At 71.5% G+C, this 15,968-nt stretch carries 13 protein-coding genes; 8 read left to right on the top strand and 5 right to left on the bottom strand.

Going from position 1 to position 15,968, the window contains the following annotated elements:
* The first annotated feature begins 42 nt into the window (after positions 1–42).
* On the top strand, positions 43–849 hold the full coding sequence (locus ACQP2H_RS26550) for a DeoR/GlpR family DNA-binding transcription regulator (RefSeq protein ID WP_208567999.1): 807 nt from the start codon (positions 43–45) through the stop codon (positions 847–849).
* On the top strand, positions 846–1,922 hold the full coding sequence (gene galT / locus ACQP2H_RS26555) for a galactose-1-phosphate uridylyltransferase (RefSeq protein ID WP_219464658.1): 1,077 nt from the start codon (positions 846–848) through the stop codon (positions 1,920–1,922). The genes ACQP2H_RS26550 and galT overlap by 4 nt, the downstream gene beginning before the upstream one ends.
* Before the next feature lie 481 nt (positions 1,923–2,403).
* Here galT and ACQP2H_RS26560 read toward each other — a convergent pair whose 3' ends face one another.
* Positions 2,404–3,621 (bottom strand): NADP-dependent isocitrate dehydrogenase, encoded by a 1,218-nt coding sequence (locus tag ACQP2H_RS26560; RefSeq protein ID WP_208567997.1) that lies wholly within the window; start codon positions 3,619–3,621, stop codon positions 2,404–2,406.
* 147 nt (positions 3,622–3,768) lie between these two features.
* Between ACQP2H_RS26560 and ACQP2H_RS26565 the strand changes: the two genes are divergently transcribed.
* Complete coding sequence (locus tag ACQP2H_RS26565; protein WP_433229315.1) at positions 3,769–4,608, top strand: MBL fold metallo-hydrolase; 840 nt, start codon at positions 3,769–3,771, stop codon at positions 4,606–4,608.
* Positions 4,609–4,969: 361 nt separating this feature from the next.
* On the opposite strand, the gene mdh is transcribed toward ACQP2H_RS26565, so the two are convergent.
* Positions 4,970–5,920, bottom strand: a complete 951-nt coding sequence (gene mdh / locus ACQP2H_RS26570) for a malate dehydrogenase (RefSeq protein WP_219464661.1) — start codon at positions 5,918–5,920, stop codon at positions 4,970–4,972.
* Between the two features lie 487 nt (positions 5,921–6,407).
* The gene (locus ACQP2H_RS26575) at positions 6,408–7,268 is read right to left on the bottom strand and encodes a bifunctional methylenetetrahydrofolate dehydrogenase/methenyltetrahydrofolate cyclohydrolase (RefSeq protein WP_208567994.1); all 861 of its coding nucleotides are present in this window, start codon (positions 7,266–7,268) and stop codon (positions 6,408–6,410) included.
* A 415-nt stretch (positions 7,269–7,683) separates the two neighbouring features.
* On the opposite strand from ACQP2H_RS26575, the gene ACQP2H_RS26580 reads away from it, so the two are divergent.
* From ACQP2H_RS26580 to ACQP2H_RS26600, 5 genes are all read left to right on the top strand, one after another.
* Positions 7,684–9,288: a peptide ABC transporter substrate-binding protein gene (locus ACQP2H_RS26580; protein ID WP_219464662.1), complete on the top strand. Its 1,605-nt coding sequence runs from the start codon at positions 7,684–7,686 to the stop codon at positions 9,286–9,288.
* Between the two features lie 214 nt (positions 9,289–9,502).
* The gene (locus ACQP2H_RS26585; protein WP_208567992.1) at positions 9,503–10,441 is read left to right on the top strand and encodes an ABC transporter permease; all 939 of its coding nucleotides are present in this window, start codon (positions 9,503–9,505) and stop codon (positions 10,439–10,441) included.
* Between the two features lie 18 nt (positions 10,442–10,459).
* Positions 10,460–11,416, top strand: coding sequence for an ABC transporter permease (locus tag ACQP2H_RS26590; RefSeq protein WP_357535206.1), 957 nt, complete (start codon positions 10,460–10,462; stop codon positions 11,414–11,416).
* Between the two features lie 142 nt (positions 11,417–11,558).
* On the top strand, positions 11,559–12,596 hold the full coding sequence (locus tag ACQP2H_RS26595; RefSeq protein WP_433229319.1) for an ABC transporter ATP-binding protein: 1,038 nt from the start codon (positions 11,559–11,561) through the stop codon (positions 12,594–12,596).
* Positions 12,580–13,617 carry an ABC transporter ATP-binding protein gene (locus tag ACQP2H_RS26600; RefSeq protein WP_433229321.1) on the top strand — a complete coding sequence of 346 codons (1,038 nt, stop codon included), beginning with the start codon at positions 12,580–12,582 and terminating at the stop codon, positions 13,615–13,617. Before ACQP2H_RS26595 ends, ACQP2H_RS26600 begins: the two co-directional genes overlap by 17 nt.
* Before the next feature lie 123 nt (positions 13,618–13,740).
* Here the strand turns inward: ACQP2H_RS26600 and purH are convergent, their stop codons facing one another.
* On the bottom strand, positions 13,741–15,312 hold the full coding sequence (purH, locus tag ACQP2H_RS26605) for a bifunctional phosphoribosylaminoimidazolecarboxamide formyltransferase/IMP cyclohydrolase (protein WP_219464668.1): 1,572 nt from the start codon (positions 15,310–15,312) through the stop codon (positions 13,741–13,743).
* Positions 15,309–15,929: a phosphoribosylglycinamide formyltransferase gene (purN, locus tag ACQP2H_RS26610; RefSeq protein ID WP_219464669.1), complete on the bottom strand. Its 621-nt coding sequence runs from the start codon at positions 15,927–15,929 to the stop codon at positions 15,309–15,311. The genes purH and purN overlap by 4 nt, the downstream gene beginning before the upstream one ends.
* Positions 15,930–15,968 lie beyond the last annotated feature (39 nt).

Raw genomic sequence — 15,968 nt, forward strand, 5'->3', positions numbered from 1 at the left:
AACACGTTCGAGCGCGTGCAGGTGTGCGGGGAGGTACGGCGGATGCTGGCACGGCAGCGACAGGCGACGATCCTCGACCGGGTCCGGACCGCCGGTGGCGTACGGGTCACCGAGCTGGCTGCCGAGTTCGGTGTCTCCGACATGACCATCCGGCGGGACCTGGACACGCTGCACGACCAGGGGCTGCTGGCCAAGGTGCACGGCGGGGCCACCACCACCGGCCCCGGCTCGACCGACGAACCGGGCTTCCACGCCAAGTCCGTCCGGCAGTCCGCCGAGAAGGCCGCCATCGCCGGTCACGCGGCCGAACTGGTCCGGCCCGGTGCGGCGATCGCCCTCTCCGCCGGCACCACCACCGCCGAGCTGGCCCGCCGCCTGGTCGACGTCGCCGGGCTGACCGTGGTGACCAACTCGCTGCCGGTGGCCGAGATCCTGCACACCGCCGGCCGCCCCGACCAGACCGTGGTGCTGACCGGCGGGGTACGCACCCCGTCCGACGCGCTGGTCGGCCCGCTGGCCGTGGAGGCCATCCGGTCGCTGCACCTGGACCTGCTCTTCCTCGGCGTGCACGGGATCACCGAGCGGGCGGGTTTCACCACCCCCAACCTGATGGAGGCGGAGACCGACCGGGCCCTGGTGGAGGCCGCCGACCGGCTGGTCGTCCTCGCCGACCACACCAAGTGGGGCACCGTGGGCATCTCCTCCATCGTCGGCCTGGGCGCCGCCGACGTGCTGGTCAGCGACGACCGGTTGGCCCCCGAAGCGCGCCGGGTGATCGACGAGAAGGTGGGCGAGCTGGTGATCGTGACAGGCACGGGCCGGGCGACCGGGCAGGAGACGACGCGGTGAAGCGTACGGCGATCGAGCTGGCCGACGGCCGCGAGCTGATCTACTTCGACGAGCGGGACGACGCCGTCCGGGACCAGCCGGACCAGCGGGAGCTGCCCCCACCTCCGCCGGCCTCCCAGCTACGGTACGACCCGCTCACCGACGAGTGGGTGGCGGTGGCGGTGCACCGGCAGACCCGGACCTTCCTCCCCCCGGCCGACCAGTGCCCGCTGTGCCCGTCCCGGGGCGACCGGCACAGCGAGATCCCCGCCCCCGACTACGACGTGGCGGTCTTCGAGAACCGGTTCCCCTCGCTGAGCCAACGGATCGCCGACGAGCCGGCCGAGATCACCGGGTTCACCCCGGTCCGCCCCGGCCAGGGACGCTGCGAGGTGGTCTGCTTCACCGACGACCACCGGGCGTCCTTCGCCAGCCTCTCCCCCGCCCGGGTCCGGCTGGTGCTGGACGCGCTGGCCGACCGGACCACGGCGGTCGGCGCACTGCCCGGGGTGGAGCAGGTGTTCTGCTTCGAGAACCGGGGGGTGGAGATCGGCGTCACCCTGCACCACCCGCACGGCCAGATCTACGCGTACCCGTTCGTCACACCGCGTACCCGGTCGCTGCTCGCGGCGGCCCGCCGGCACGCGGAGCGCACCGGCGGCGGCAACCTCTACGCCGACGTGCTCGCCACCGAGCGCGCCGCCGGGGACCGGGTGGTCGCGGCCAACGACCACTGGACGGCGTACGTGCCGGCGGCGGCCCGCTGGCCGTTCGAGGTGCACGTCGCGCCGCACCGGCCGGTGCCGGACATCCCGGCGCTCGACGACGCCGAACGGGACGCGTTCGGCCCGCTCTACCTGGACGTGCTCCGCCGCTTCGACGGGCTGTTCGACCTGCCCATGCCGTACATCGCGGCCTGGCACCAGGCGCCGGTGCGGATCGACCGGGAGCTGGGCCACCTGCACCTCCAGCTGTTCACCATCCGCCGGGCGAAGGACAAACTGAAGTACCTGGCCGGCTCCGAGTCGGGCATGGGGGTCTTCATCAACGACATCGCCCCCGAGCGCGCCGCCGAGCTCCTGCGCGCCGGCTGACCCCGCTCCCCTGCCCGCCGGCCGACCCCGCACAGCAGGACGCGGGGGGCCCGGGACGGGCCCCCCGCGGGGAAGGGACGGCTGGCTGTGCTCGACAGCCCGGGAGGCTTGTCGATCGGCACTGGTGCCGTGCGGTGACCGACGTGCTCCCTGGACGCGACTGGCACCACGTCCACCCGGCTCAACGACCTCTTCCCCGACCGGTGACGCCGCCGTCACCCGGACGGGTGGCACCGCCGGTGCCGCCGACCGCAGGCCGCCGGTGCTGCCGGGGCCTGTGCTGCCGGGGTCGCCGGTTCCGGTGCTGCCTGTGCTGCCGGTGCCGGTGCTGCCGGGGCTGCCGGTGCCGGTGCTGCCGGGGCTGCCGGTGCCGGTGCTGCCGACCTTCTGGCACACCGGTGCCGCCGGTGCGCGTCGCCGGGCCGCAGACGACGGAACCCGTCGGCGGACCGCCGACGGGTTCCGTGGGTACGGGCGAGGGTCAGGCGCTGAGCCTGCGCGCCAGGTTCTCGTCGAGGGTGTTCATGAACTCGTCGGTGCTCTGCCACGGGGCGTCGCGCGAGATGAGCAGCGCGAGGTCCTTGGTCATCTGGCCGGACTCGACGGTGTCGACGATGACCTGCTCCAGGGTGTCGGCGAACTCGGTGACCGCCGGGGTGCCGTCCAGCTTGCCCCGGTGGGCCAGGCCCCGGGTCCAGGCGTAGATCGAGGCGATCGGGTTGGTCGAGGTCTTCTCGCCCTTCTGGTACTGCCGGTAGTGCCGGGTGACCGTGCCGTGCGCGGCCTCCGCCTCGACGGTACGACCGTCCGGGGAGAGCAGCACGGAGGTCATCAGGCCTAGCGAGCCGAAGCCCTGCGCGACGGTGTCGGACTGCACGTCACCGTCGTAGTTCTTGCAGGCCCAGACGTAGCCGCCCTCCCACTTGAGCGCGGCGGCGACCATGTCGTCGATGAGCCGGTGCTCGTAGGTGATGCCGGCGGCGGCGAACTCGTCCTTGAACTCGTTCTCGAACACCTCGGCGAAGAGGTCCTTGAACCGGCCGTCGTACGCCTTGAGGATGGTGTTCTTGGTGGACAGGTAGACCGGGTAGCCCCGGTCCAGGCCGTACCGGAACGAGGCGCGGGCGAAGTCCCGGATCGACTCGTCGTAGTTGTACATGCCCATGGCGATGCCGCCGCCGGGGAAGTTGGCGACCTCCATCTCCATCGGGGTGCCGCCGTCGGCCGGGGTGTAGGTGATGGTCACCGTGCCCGGGCCGGGGACCACGAAGTCGGTGGCCTTGTACTGGTCGCCGTGGGCGTGCCGGCCGATGATGATCGGCTTGGTCCAGCCGGGGACCAGCCGGGGCACGTTCGACATGATGATCGGCTCGCGGAAGACGACGCCGCCGAGGATGTTACGGATGGTGCCGTTCGGCGACCGCCACATCTTCTTGAGGCCGAACTCCTCCACCCGGGCCTCGTCCGGGGTGATGGTGGCGCACTTGACGCCGACGCCGTGCTCCTTGATGGCGTTCGCGGCGTCGATGGTCACCTGGTCGTCGGTGGCGTCCCGGTGCTGGATCGACAGGTCGTAGTAGTGCAGGTCGACGTCGAGGTAGGGCAGGATCAGCTGCTCCCGGATCTGCTTCCAGATGATCCGGGTCATCTCGTCGCCGTCGAGCTCTACGACCGGGTTGTTTACCTTGATCTTCGCCATCGGCCGGCGCTCCTCTCGGGGGACACGTGCTCAAGCAGTACGAGCGTACTGGAAACCGGTTCACGGCACCGAGCCGGCCTCGACCCGGCGGCCCCGGACGGCCAAAATCACCGCGTGGGCCGGGGCGGACCCTGGCACCATCACCGGATGCCACTGAGCCGCACCCTCGGGTCTATCACGGTCACCGCCCTCACCGACGGCGAGGGACCGTTCTTCCAGCCCCGGACGCAGGCATTCCCCGCAGCCACCGCCGCACACTGGCGCGAGGCGGACCGGCGCGAACCCGGTTCGGTCACCGACGACGGCGACTGGTGGCTGCCGTTCCGCGCCTTCGCGCTGCGCGTCGGGGACGGGCCGGTGACCCTGGTCGACGCCGGCATCGGGCCGGCCGACTCGCCCGCCGCGAGCTGGGCACCGGTCCCCGGTCGGCTGCCGGCCGAACTGGCCGCCGCCGGCATCGACCCGGCCGACGTACACACCGTGATCCTCACCCACCTGCACAGCGACCACATCGGCTGGGCGGTGACCGGCACCCCGGGCCGGCCCTACTTCCACAACGCGACCTACCTGCTCCAGCGGGCCGAGCTGGCCGCCGTGGAGAGCATCAACCCGGGACTGCCGGCCGGTCTGATCGCGCCGTTGCGCGCCGCCGGCCAGCTCCGCGTGGTCGACGGCGACACCACCCTCACCCCCGGGGTACGCCTGCTACCCACCCCCGGGCACACCCCCGGCCACCAGTGCGTGCTGGTCGACACCGGCGACGACCGGATCCTGTTCACCGGCGACCTGCTGGTGCACGTGGTGCAGCTGATCGACCCGGAGCTGGCCTACGCCCACGAGGCGGACCCGACCACCGCCCGAGACTCCCGCACCACCCTGCTCGACCAGCTCGCCACCACCTCCACCCCCACCCTCCTAGCCACCCCCCACCTCACCGCCCCCTTCACCCCCCACCCGCCCACCCTCGCCCCACCCCGTCCCACCTAGCCCCGTCCCACCTAGCCCCGTCCCACCTCGCCCCGGTGATCAAGAGGTTTCGGTCATGCCAGGGCGATTTCCTGACCCAAACCTCTTGATCACCACCGGAGCCGGGCACCTGCCAGCGGTGATCAAGAGGTTTGGGTCACGTCAGGGCGGTTTCCTGACCGAAACCTCTTGATCACCCGCCGCGAGCCCTGACCCACCGCAGTGATCAAGAGGTTTGGGTCAACTCAGGCCGGCTGGTTGACGCAAACCTCTTGATCACCGGGGCAGGGACGGCGGGACGGGCGGGACGGGGTGGGGTGGGGACGGCGCAGGGGCGGGACGGCGGAAGCCGTCCCGCCCCTGCGGCGGATGGTTCAGCGGATCACATGCTGGCCACGTCGGCCTGCTTGGCGCGGACGGCCTCGGCGGCCTCCTTGAGGCTGGCCAGCTCGTCGGCGTCCAGGTCGGTCTCGACGACCCGCTTCACGCCCTCCGCGCCGATCTCGGCCTCGACGCCCAGGTAGACCCCGGAGATGCCGTACTCGCCGTCGACCCAGGCGCAGACCGGCATGACCGCGCCGGAGTCCTCGGCCACGGCCCGTGCCATCCGGGCGGCGGCGGCGGACGGGGCGTAGTACGCCGAACCGGTCTTGAGCAGCGCGACGACCTCGGCGCCACCGTTGCGGGTCTTGACGACCAGCTCCTCGATCTGCTCGGCGGGCATCGCGTCGCGCAGCGGCTTGCCGTTGACGGTGCTCTGCGACGGCACCGGGACCATGGTGTCGCCGTGCGAGCCGAGGGTCAGCGTCTTGACCGACTTCACCGGTACGTCGAGGGCCTCGGCGACGAAGTTGGTGAACCGGGCGCTGTCGAGCATGCCGGCCTGGCCGAGCACCCGGTTCTTGGGGAACTGGGTGGCGAGCTGGGCGAGCGCGGTCATCTCGTCGAGCGGGTTGGACACCACGATCACGACGGCGTTCGGGGCGTACTTGGCGACGTTCTCGGCGACCTGCCGCACGATCTTGGCGTTGGTCTCCAGCAGGTCCATCCGGCTCATGCCCGGCTTACGGGGCAGACCTGCGGTGATCACCACGACGTCCGAGCCCTCGATGGCCTCGTAGCCCTCGCCGTTGGGGCCGGTGGTGGCACCGACGACCTTGGTCTCGAAGCCCTCGATCGCGCGGGACTGGTTGAGGTCCAGCGCGAGACCCGCCGGCTTGCCCTCCACGATGTCGGTGATCACGACGGTGTCGAAGACGTCGTACTCGGCCAGGCGCTGTGCGGTGGTGGAGCCGTAGAACCCGGCCCCGACGACAGTGACCTTCTTACCCATGGTCGTCCCACTCCCCTGCTACCAGTCGGTTTTCCCGACCGTAACAGTCAACGTGGCACCGTTCGGGCCAGGGGCGGCGACCATCCCCGGGATGGGGCCAACGTCACCACCGCCCGGTTCCCGGTGGGGTACGCGGTGGGCGGCGGCACCTGCGGCGGAGCATCCCGGTAGCGCAGGCGTGCGCCACCGCCGCGCAGGGCAGACCACCCGCCCAGCAGGGAACACCCGCCGCCGCGCTGGGGAGTCAACCGCCAAGCGGGGAAGGCCGGCCGCCCAGCGGGGAAGGCCGGCCGCCCAGCGGGGAAGGCCGGCCGCCCAGCGGGGAAGGCCGGCCGCCCAGCAGATGAGGTCAGCCGGCAGCGGGGAGTCAACAACCAAGCGTGGAAGGCCGGCCACCCAGCGGGACAACCGGCCACCCGGCAGGGGAGGCCAGCCGGCACGGGAGGTAAGCCGGCAGCGGGGGGGAGCCGCCGGGCGGCAGGGGAGGTCAGCCGCGTTCGGCGCGTTCGACGACGTTGGTGAGCAGCATGGCCCGGGTCATCGGCCCGACGCCGCCCGGCATCGGCGCGAGCCGGGCGGCGACCTGGGCCACCTCCGGGTCCACGTCGCCGGTGTAGCGGCCCTTGCCGTCGTCGCCGATCACCCGGGTGATGCCGACGTCGACCACCGTGGTGCCCGGGGTGACCATGTCGGCGGTGAGCAGGCCGGGCACCCCGGCGGCGACGATGACGATGTCGGCGGCGCGGGTGTGGGCGGCGAGGTCGAGGGTGCCGGTGTGGCACAGGGTGACGGTCGCGTTCTCGCTGCGCCGGTTGAGCAGCAGGCCGAGCGGCCGCCCGACGGTGTTGCCCCGGCCGACCAGGGCGACGTTGGCACCGCGCAGCGGCACGTCGTACCGGCGGAGCAGCTCGACGATGCCGCGCGGGGTGCAGGGCAGTGGGCCGTCGTAGCCGAGCACCAGCCGGCCCAGGTTCACCGGGTGCAGGCCGTCGGCGTCCTTGTCGGGGTCGATCAGCTCCAGGGCCCGCTGGGTGTCGAGGTGCGCCGGCAGCGGCAGCTGGACGATGTAGCCGTGGCAGCCCGGGTCGGCGTTCAGCTCGGTGAGCACGTCGTCGAGCTGCTGCTGGGTGGCGTCGGCGGGCAGCTCCCGGCGGATCGAGGCGATGCCCACCTCGGCGCAGTCGCGGTGCTTGCCGTTGACGTACGCCTCCGAGCCGGGGTCCGCGCCGACCAGGACGGTGCCCAGGCCTGGGGTGACCCCTCGCTCGGCCAACGCCTTGACCCGTACCCGCAGCTCGTCCTTGATCTTGGCTGCGGTCGCCTTGCCGTCCAGGATGATCGCCGTCACGACCAGATCGTCTCACGGCCGGCGGACGGCGAGCCGGCGACGGGGCGGCCGTCACTTTGAGTTACGTGCCATTGGTCACTTTGTGTCACCTTAGTGTGGCAGGCCACGACGTCGTGGCGGACGGAAGACCCCACACCGACTGCGGGCCGGACAGGCGACGCATACCCCCCACGGCGACCGATCGGCCCTCCGTGGGCATCCGACACCCCCTCCACGCCCATAGTGAGCAGCAAAAATCGCTTCTCCCCGATACCAGGCGAGCAGAACAACCACAAGGGCACTGCCGGTGGTCCGTTATCCGTTCGCAACGCTTCCGTTGTCGTCGGGCCGATCCCGACCTACCGTTGCCGGACGTTGCGCAGAGTCACCCAGCGCCGGGTCCGGCTGCGCTACGTAATGAGATGAGGAGACCCCCATGCGTGTGCGCAGGCTTGCTGCCTGGACCGCTCTCCCGCTCGCGGTGACCCTGGGCCTGGCGGCCTGCGGCTCGGGCGGCGGCAGCGGAACCGGTCAGTCCGACCCCAACGCGGCCGTGCGGATCGAGATCGCCGAGCCGCAGCACCTGGTGCCGACCAACACCAACGAGACCAGCGGTTCGCAGGTGCTCGCCGCCCTGTTCAGCCCACTGGTCGACTACGACGAGGCCAACAAGCCCTACGAGGTGGCGGCCGAGTCGGTCACCTCGTCGGACAACAAGGTCTGGACGGTCAAGCTCAAGGACGGCTACACCTTCCACAACGGCGAGAAGGTCACCGCCGACAACTACCTCGACGCCTGGAACTACGGCGCGTACGCCCCCAACGGGCAGAACTCCAGCTACTTCTTCGAGAAGATCGCCGGGTACGCCGACCTGCAGGGCGACAAGCCGGCTGCCGAGCGGCTGTCCGGGCTGAAGAAGGTCGACGACCTGACCTTCACCGTCACGCTGACCGAGCCGTACAGCGAGTTCAAGACGATGCTCGGGTACACCGCCTTCTATCCGCTGCCGAAGGCCGCCTTCTCGGGGCCCGGCACGCTGAAGGAGGGCTACGAGCAGGCCCCGATCGGGCAGGGCCCGTTCCGGATGAAGGGCTCCTGGCAGCACGACGCCAAGGTCGAGGTGGAGCGCTACGACGCCTTCCCCGGCGAGCAGCCGAAGGTGGGCGGGGTCGAGTTCCGGATCTACCAGCAGCCCACCGCCGCGTACGCGGACGTGCTGTCGGACAACCTCGACGTGATCAAGACGATCCCGACCGAGAACCTGTCGACCGCCGCGACCGACCTGGGCGACCGGTTCCAGCAGAGCCCGGCATCGTCGTTGCAGGTGCTGGCCTTCCCGACCTTTCAGAAGGAGTTCAGCAAGCCCGAGGTGCGCAAGGCCATCTCGATGGCGATCGACCGGGACGAGATCACCAAGTCGATCTTCAAGGACTCGCAGCAGCCGGCCCGCTCGTTCGTCTCGCCGGTGGTCGCGGGTTACCGGGAGAACACCATCGGCGCGGCCGGCGAGTTCGACCCGGCCAAGGCGAAGTCGGCGTACGAGGCCGCCGGTGGCCCGAAGAAGATCGAGCTGTCGTACAACGGCGACGGTGGGCACAAGGACTGGATCGACGCGACCTGCAACCAGCTCAAGGCCAACCTGGGTGTGGAGTGCGTCGGCACCGCCGAGCCCAAGTTCGCCGACCTGCTGACCAAGGTCAAGGCGAAGCAGCCGGTGGGCCTGTTCCGGATGGGCTGGGTGATGGACTACCCGTCGATGGAGAACTACCTCGGCCCGCTGTACAGCACGAACGGTTCGTCGAACTACTACGGCTACAGCAACCCGGAGTTCGACAAGCTGCTCGTCGAGGGCGCCAAGGCCCCGAACGAGGAGGCCGCGATCGCGAAGTACCAGGCGGCGGAGGACCTGCTGGCCAAGGACCTGCCGGTGATCCCGCTGCGCTACGGCCAGAACAACTTCGGCCACTCGACCAAGGTGAAGAACGTCCAGATGGACCTCTTCGACCGGATCGACCTGCTGAAGATCGAGGCGGTCAGCTAGTCCGGGCGGCGCGAACGGCCGCCAGCAGGTGAAGGGGCGGCGTCGGCGAACGGCCGCCGGCAGATGAAGGCGCGGCGGCGGCGAACGGCCGACCGGCACGTGCAGGGCGCGTCGGCGGCAACGGGGCCGTCGACGGGAGCAACGGGTCGGGTCATCGGTGGACGGTGGCCCGACCCGCCTCCGTCTCCGCCCCTTATCAGCAAGACTGCACAGTATGTTCCGCTTCGTTCTGCGGCGTCTGCTCCAGATGGTCCTCGCCTTCTTCGGGACCACGCTGATCGTGTACGCCCTGATGTTCGCCGGCCAGGGCGACCCGATCCAGGCGCTGGCCGGCGAACGGCCGGTCACCCCGGCCCAGCGGGCGTACCTCACGGAGAAGTTCCACCTCGACCGGACCGGGATCGGCGGCTTCTTCTACCGCTACCTCGACTACCTCAAGAACCTGCTCCAGGGTGACCTCGGCCAGTCGCTGACCGGCCGGTCGATCGGGGACATCCTCGCCGCCGCCTGGCCGGTCACCGTCAAGCTGGCCGTGATCGCGATGGCCGTGACGATCCTGTTCGGGGTCACCGCCGGGGTGCTCGCCGGCATCCGCCGGGCCAGCCTCTTCGACAACGCCACGCTGGTGCTGACCCTGCTGGTGCTGGGCATCCCCACCATCGTGCTGGCCCCGCTCGCGCAGTACCTGCTCGGCGTCCGCTGGCCGATCTTCCCCCCGACCGCCGGCGCCGACCCCGACCTGTGGGCCCTGCTGCTGCCCGGCATCGTGCTCGGCTCCCTGTCGCTGGCCACCGCGCTGCGGCTGACCCGGACCTCGGTCGCCGAGAACCTGCGCGCCGACTACGTCCGCACCGCCCGGTCGAAGGGGCTGGTCCGGCGACGGATCATCGGGGTGCACGTACTGCGTAACTCGCTCATCCCCGTGATCACCTTCCTCGGCGTCGAGCTGGGCAACCTGATGAGCGGCGCGATCATCACCGAGGGCGTGTTCAACATCCCGGGGGTGGGCTTCAACCTGTTCCGGGGCATCCGCACCGAGGACGGCCCGCTGGTGGTGGGCATCGTCAGCGTGCTCGTCGTCGTCTACCTGGTCGCCAACCTGGTGGTGGACGTCCTGTACGCCGTACTCGATCCGAGGATCCGCTATGAGTGAGCGCGACGAGGTACGGGCATGAGCGACTTCGAGACGGTGGCGGCGACGGAGGACCAGGCCGCCCGCCGGGGGGTCTCCGGTGAGCCCGGCACCCCCGACCGGGTCGGCGTACCGCAGAAACCCCGCAGCCTGGCCGGGGACGCCTGGCGTGAGCTGCGCCGCAAGCCGGTCTTCTGGATCAGTCTGGTGCTGGTCGTGCTGGTCGCCGCGATGGCCGCCGTGCCGTCGCTGTTCACCGCCAACGACCCGCGCGACTGCGTGCTGTCCCGCCAGCACGCCGGGGCGTCCGGCGGGGCCATCTTCGGGTACGACTTCCAGGGCTGCGACACGTACGCCCGGGCGGTCTACGGGGCCCGCGCCTCGCTGCTTGTGGGCGCGCTCTCCGCCCTGCTCACCGGGGTCGTCGCGCTGGTGGTCGGGATGGTGGCCGGCTACTTCGGCCGCTGGGTCGACGCGGTGCTCTCCCGGGTGATCGACATCGTGCTCGGCATCCCGCTGCTGCTCGCCGCGATCGTGCTGCTCAAGCGGGTCAGCACCAGCAGCGACACGGTCCGGCTGTTCGCGGTGATCTTCGTGTTGGCGGTGCTCGGCTGGACCACCGCCGCCCGGGTGGTCCGCTCCTCGGTGATCACCGCCAAGGAGCAGGACTACGTCGCCGCCGCCCGGATGCTCGGCGCGGGCGACGGCCGGATCATGTGGCGGCACATCCTGCCCAATGCGCTCGCCCCGGCGATCGTGGTGCTGACCATCGCGCTCGGTTCGTTCATCGCCGCCGAGGCGACCCTGAGCTTCCTGGGCATCGGACTGAAGGCGCCCACCATCTCCTGGGGCATCGAGATCGACGCCGGCCGGGTGCACATGCGCGAGTCGGCGACCCCGCTGGTCGTCCCGTCCGCCTTCCTCGCGCTGACCGTGCTGGCCTTCATCATGCTGGGCGACGCGATCCGCGACGCCTTCGACCCGAAGCTGCGGTGAGCACCGTGCCGGCCACAGCGCCCCCACCCCCCACGCCCGCAACGGGCCCGGCACCCACGCCCCGCACGCCCGCAACGGGCCCGGCACCCACGCCCCGCACGCCCGCAGCGGGTCCCGCAGTCGCGAGCGAGAGGCAGATCCGGTGACCGAGTCCGCGGTCCGGCCCACGCCGGCCTCACCCACCCCGCCCGGCGGTCACCTGCTGGAGGTACGAGACCTGCACGTCGAGTTCCGCACCGGCGAGGGGGTGGCCAAGGTGATCAACGGGGTCTCCTACCACCTGGACCCGGGCGAGACGCTGGCCGTGCTCGGTGAGTCCGGCTCCGGCAAGTCGGTCACCGCCCAGGCGGTCATGGGCATCCTGGACACCCCACCGGCGGCGATCCGTTCCGGTCAGATCCGCTACCGGGGCCGCGATCTGCTCACCCTGCCCGAGGAGCAACGCCGGCAGGTACGCGGCAAGGAGGTCGCGATGATCTTCCAGGACGCCCTGTCGGCGTTGAACCCGGTCTTCCCGGTCGGCTGGCAGATCGGCGAGACGCTGCGACACCGGGACGGGATGTCCCGCGCCGACGCCCGACGGCGGACCGTCGAACTGATGGACCTGGTGCGCATCCCGGGGGCGGCCGGACGGCTCGGCGACCACCCGCACCAGTTCTCCGGCGGGATGCGGCAACGCGTCATGATCGCCATGGCGCTGGCCCTGGACCCGAAGGTGCTGATCGCCGACGAACCGACCACCGCCCTCGACGTCACCGTGCAGGCCCAGATCATGGACCTACTGGCCGACCTGCGGCGCGACCTCGACATGGCGATGATCCTGATCACCCACGACCTGGGGGTGGTGGCCGGCGTCGCGGACCGGATCGCCGTCATGTACGCCGGCCGGATCGTCGAGCACGCCGACGTCCACGCGTTGTACCGGGCACCGGCCCACCCGTACACCAAGGGGTTGCTGGCCTCGATTCCCCGGCTGGACGTGCGCGGCCGGGAGCTGGCCACGATCCGGGGACTGCCACCGAACCTGATGCGGATCCCCACCGGCTGCCCGTTCCACCCCCGATGCCCGTACGTGCGGCAGGTCTGCGTGGACGTGGTGCCGGACGACCTGGTCCTCGCCGACGGCCGGACCAGCGCGTGCCACTTCGCGCAGGAGGTCCACGATGACCGCGCCCGCTAGCCCGGCCAAGGTCCGGGGCGAGGCCATCCTCGCCGTCGACGACCTGGTCAAACACTTCCCGATCACCCGGGGCGTGCTCTTCCAACGGCAGGTCGGCGCGGTCCGGTCGGTCGACGGGGTCAGCTTCGTGCTGCGTCGGGGCGAGACGCTCGGCATCGTCGGCGAATCCGGCTGCGGCAAGTCGACCCTCGCCCGGCTGCTGATGCGGCTGGAGACGCCGACCTCCGGCCGGGCCACCCTGGAGGGCCGCGACCTGCTCTCCGCCTCCGGGGGCGAACTGCGCCGGCTGCGGCGCAACATGCAGATGGTGATGCAGGACCCGTACACCTCGCTGAACCCCCGGATGACGGTGGGCGACATCATCGGCGAGCCGTTCGACATCCACCCCGACGCCGCACCCAAGGGCAGCAAACGCGGCCGGGTGCAGGAGTTGCTGGACCTGGTCGGGCTGAACCCCGAGCACGTCAACCGCTACCCGCACCAGTTCTCCGGCGGTCAGCGGCAACGCATCGGCATCGCCCGGGCGCTCGCCCTGCGCCCCGAGGTGATCGTCTGCGACGAGCCGGTCTCCGCCCTGGACGTCTCGATCCAGGCCCAGGTCATCAACCTGTTGGGGCAACTCCAGGACGAGCTGGGCCTGTCGTACGTCTTCATCGCGCACGACCTGTCGGTGGTCCGGCACATCTGCGACCGGGTGGCGGTGATGTACCTGGGCCGGATCGTCGAGATCGGCACCGAGGAGGAGATCTACGAACGGGCCACCCACCCGTACACCCAGGCGCTGCTGTCCGCGGTGCCGGTGCCCGACCCGGCCGCCCGCGACGCCACCGGCATCATCCGGCTGACCGGCGACGTGCCCAGCCCGGCCGACCCGCCGTCCGGCTGCCACTTCCGCACCCGCTGCTGGAAAGCCGAGGACATCTGCGCCCGGGAAGACCCGCCGACCGTCCCCCGGCCCGCCGACCCCCACCCCAGCGCCTGCCACTTCGCCGCCCTACGCGACCCGCCGGGCGGGGCCTGACCACCGGTCACCGCGCCGTGTGGACACCTACGGCCGAGCACACACCGGGTGCCGCTCGGCCGTAGGTGATCACGCAGGCGGTGCGCCGGGCCGGCCGGTGGCGGCCCGCCCGGCCGGGGTGGATCAGTGGAAGAAGTGCCGGGTGGCGGTGAGGTACATGGTGACGCCGGCCTGCTGGCAGGCGGCGATGGTGTCCTCGTCGCGGATCGACCCGCCGGGCTGGACGATCGCCTTCACCCCGGCGTCGATCAGGATCTGCGCGCCGTCGGCGAACGGGAAGAAGGCGTCCGAGGCGGCGACGGACCCCCGGGCCCGCTCCGCACCGGCCCGGCTGACCGCCAGCCGGGCCGAGTCGACCCGGTTGACCTGACCCATCCCCACCCCGACCGACGCGCCGTCGCGGGCCAGCAGGATCGCGTTGCTCTTCACCGCGCGGACCGCCCGCCAGGCCAGCACCAGGTCCCGCAGGGTCGCCTCGTCGGCGGCCTCGCCGGTGGCCAGCTTCCAGTTGGCCGGGTCGTCGCCCTCGGCGTCGATCCGGTCCCGCTGCTGCACGAGGACACCGCCGGTGACCTGCCGCCACTCAGCCGGCAGCGGGGCGAAGGCCGGGGCGCGCAGCAGCCGGATGTTCTTCTTGCCCTGGAGGATCTCCACCGCGCCGGGCTCGAACTCCGGTGCCACCAGCACCTCGGTGAAGATCTCCGCGACCTGCCCGGCCAGCTCCACCGAGACCGGTCGGTTGACGGCGATCACCCCGCCGAACGCGGAGACCGGGTCGCAGGCGTGGGCCTTGCGGTGCGCCTCGGCGACGTCCGCGCCGACGGCGATGCCGCACGGGTTGGCGTGCTTGATGACCGCCACCGCCGGCTGGTCGGGGAAGTCGTTCGCGGCCCGCCAGGCGGCGTCCGCGTCGACGTAGTTGTTGTAGGACATCTCCTTGCCGTGCAACTGCTCGGCCTGGGCCAGCCCCGGCGGGCTGCCCGGGTCGGCGTAGACGGCGGCACCCTGGTGCGGGTTCTCGCCGTAGCGCAGCGTCGCCTGCCGGCGCAGGGCCAGCCCGGCGAAGTGCGGCCAGCCGTCCTCGGCGGGGGCGGCGGTGCCGGCGAACCAGTCGGCGACCGCGACGTCGTACTCGGCGATGTCGGCGAACGCGCGGGCGGCCAGCGCCCGCCGCTGGGCCAGCGTGAAACCGCCCTCGGCCAGCGCGGCGACCAGCGCCGGGTACGCGGCCGGGTCGGTCACCACGGCGACCGAGGCGTGGTTCTTGGCGGCGGCCCGGACCATCGCCGGCCCACCGATGTCGATCTGCTCGACGCACTCGTCCGCCGACGCGCCGGAGGCGACGGTTTCCTGGAACGGGTAGAGGTTGGAGACCAGGACGTCGATGCCGGCGATGCCGTGCTCGTCGAGCTGCGCGCCGTGCGAGTCCTTGCGCAGGTCGGCCAGGAGACCGCCGTGGATCTTGGGGTGCAGGGTCTTGACCCGGCCGTCGAGGATCTCGGGGAAGCCGGTCACCTGCTCGACCGGGGTCACCGGCACGCCCGCGCCGGAGATCGTCGAGGCGGTGGAACCGGTCGAGACGATCTCCACCCCGGCCCCGTGCAACGCGCGGGCCAGCTCGACCAGACCACTCTTGTCGTAGACGCTGACCAGTGCCCGCCTGATCGGGCGGCGGGAGTCCTGCGGGGCACTCACGGAACGGTGACCTTTCTTCCGGTGATCGTCCAACCTGCACGAACCAGGCGACCGACCTGCTCGACGAGCTGGCGGCGCTCGGCTTGCTTGATGCGCTCGGTGAGCGTCTCCTCGTCGTCGTCGTCGAGGACCGGCACCGCGACCTGCGCGACGATCGGGCCGGTGTCCATCCCGGCGTCGACGAAGAAGAGGGTGGCCCCGGTGACCTTGACGCCGTAGGCGAGCGCGTCCCGGGGGCCGTGGATGCCGGGGAACGCCGGCAGCAGCGTGTTGTGCGTGTTGAGATAGCGGTCGCCGAAGGCCGCCAGGAACTGCGGCCCGACCAGCTTCAGGAAACCGGCGGAGATGACCAGGTCGGGCTGGTGCTCGGCGACGTGCGCGGTGAGGGCCTTGTCCCAGTCGGCGCGGGTGGGGTGGTCCTTCACCCGGTCGACGAAGGTCGGCACCCCGGCGGCGGCGGCGCGGTCCAGCCCGACGATGCCGTCCCGGTCGGCGCCGACGGCCACCACCCGGGCCCCGTAGCCGGGGTCGGCGGCGGCGTCCAGCAGCGCCTGGAGGTTGCTGCCGGAGCCGGAGACGAGGACGACGAGGCGGGCGACGGGCGCGGGCTCGGTCACACGGGCCACCCTAGCGGGCAGGTCGGCCCGCCCATCCTG

This window comes from Micromonospora sp. CA-248260, assembly GCF_050942205.1.
Classification (GTDB): Bacteria; Actinomycetota; Actinomycetes; order Mycobacteriales; family Micromonosporaceae; genus Micromonospora; species Micromonospora antibiotica.

Excerpts from the sequence above, each read along its gene's own strand:
- ACQP2H_RS26550 (WP_208567999.1), top strand. The coding sequence starts at position 43 with ATGCTGGCACGGCAGCGACAGGCGACGATCCTCGACCGGGTCCGGACC.
- ACQP2H_RS26560 (WP_208567997.1), bottom strand. The coding sequence starts at position 3,621 with ATGGCGAAGATCAAGGTAAACAACCCGGTCGTAGAGCTCGACGGCGAC.
- ACQP2H_RS26565 (WP_433229315.1), top strand. The coding sequence starts at position 3,769 with ATGCCACTGAGCCGCACCCTCGGGTCTATCACGGTCACCGCCCTCACC.
- mdh (WP_219464661.1), bottom strand. The coding sequence starts at position 5,920 with ATGGGTAAGAAGGTCACTGTCGTCGGGGCCGGGTTCTACGGCTCCACC.
- ACQP2H_RS26580 (WP_219464662.1), top strand. The coding sequence starts at position 7,684 with ATGCGTGTGCGCAGGCTTGCTGCCTGGACCGCTCTCCCGCTCGCGGTG.
- ACQP2H_RS26585 (WP_208567992.1), top strand. The coding sequence starts at position 9,503 with ATGTTCCGCTTCGTTCTGCGGCGTCTGCTCCAGATGGTCCTCGCCTTC.
- ACQP2H_RS26590 (WP_357535206.1), top strand. The coding sequence starts at position 10,460 with ATGAGCGACTTCGAGACGGTGGCGGCGACGGAGGACCAGGCCGCCCGC.
- ACQP2H_RS26600 (WP_433229321.1), top strand. The coding sequence starts at position 12,580 with ATGACCGCGCCCGCTAGCCCGGCCAAGGTCCGGGGCGAGGCCATCCTC.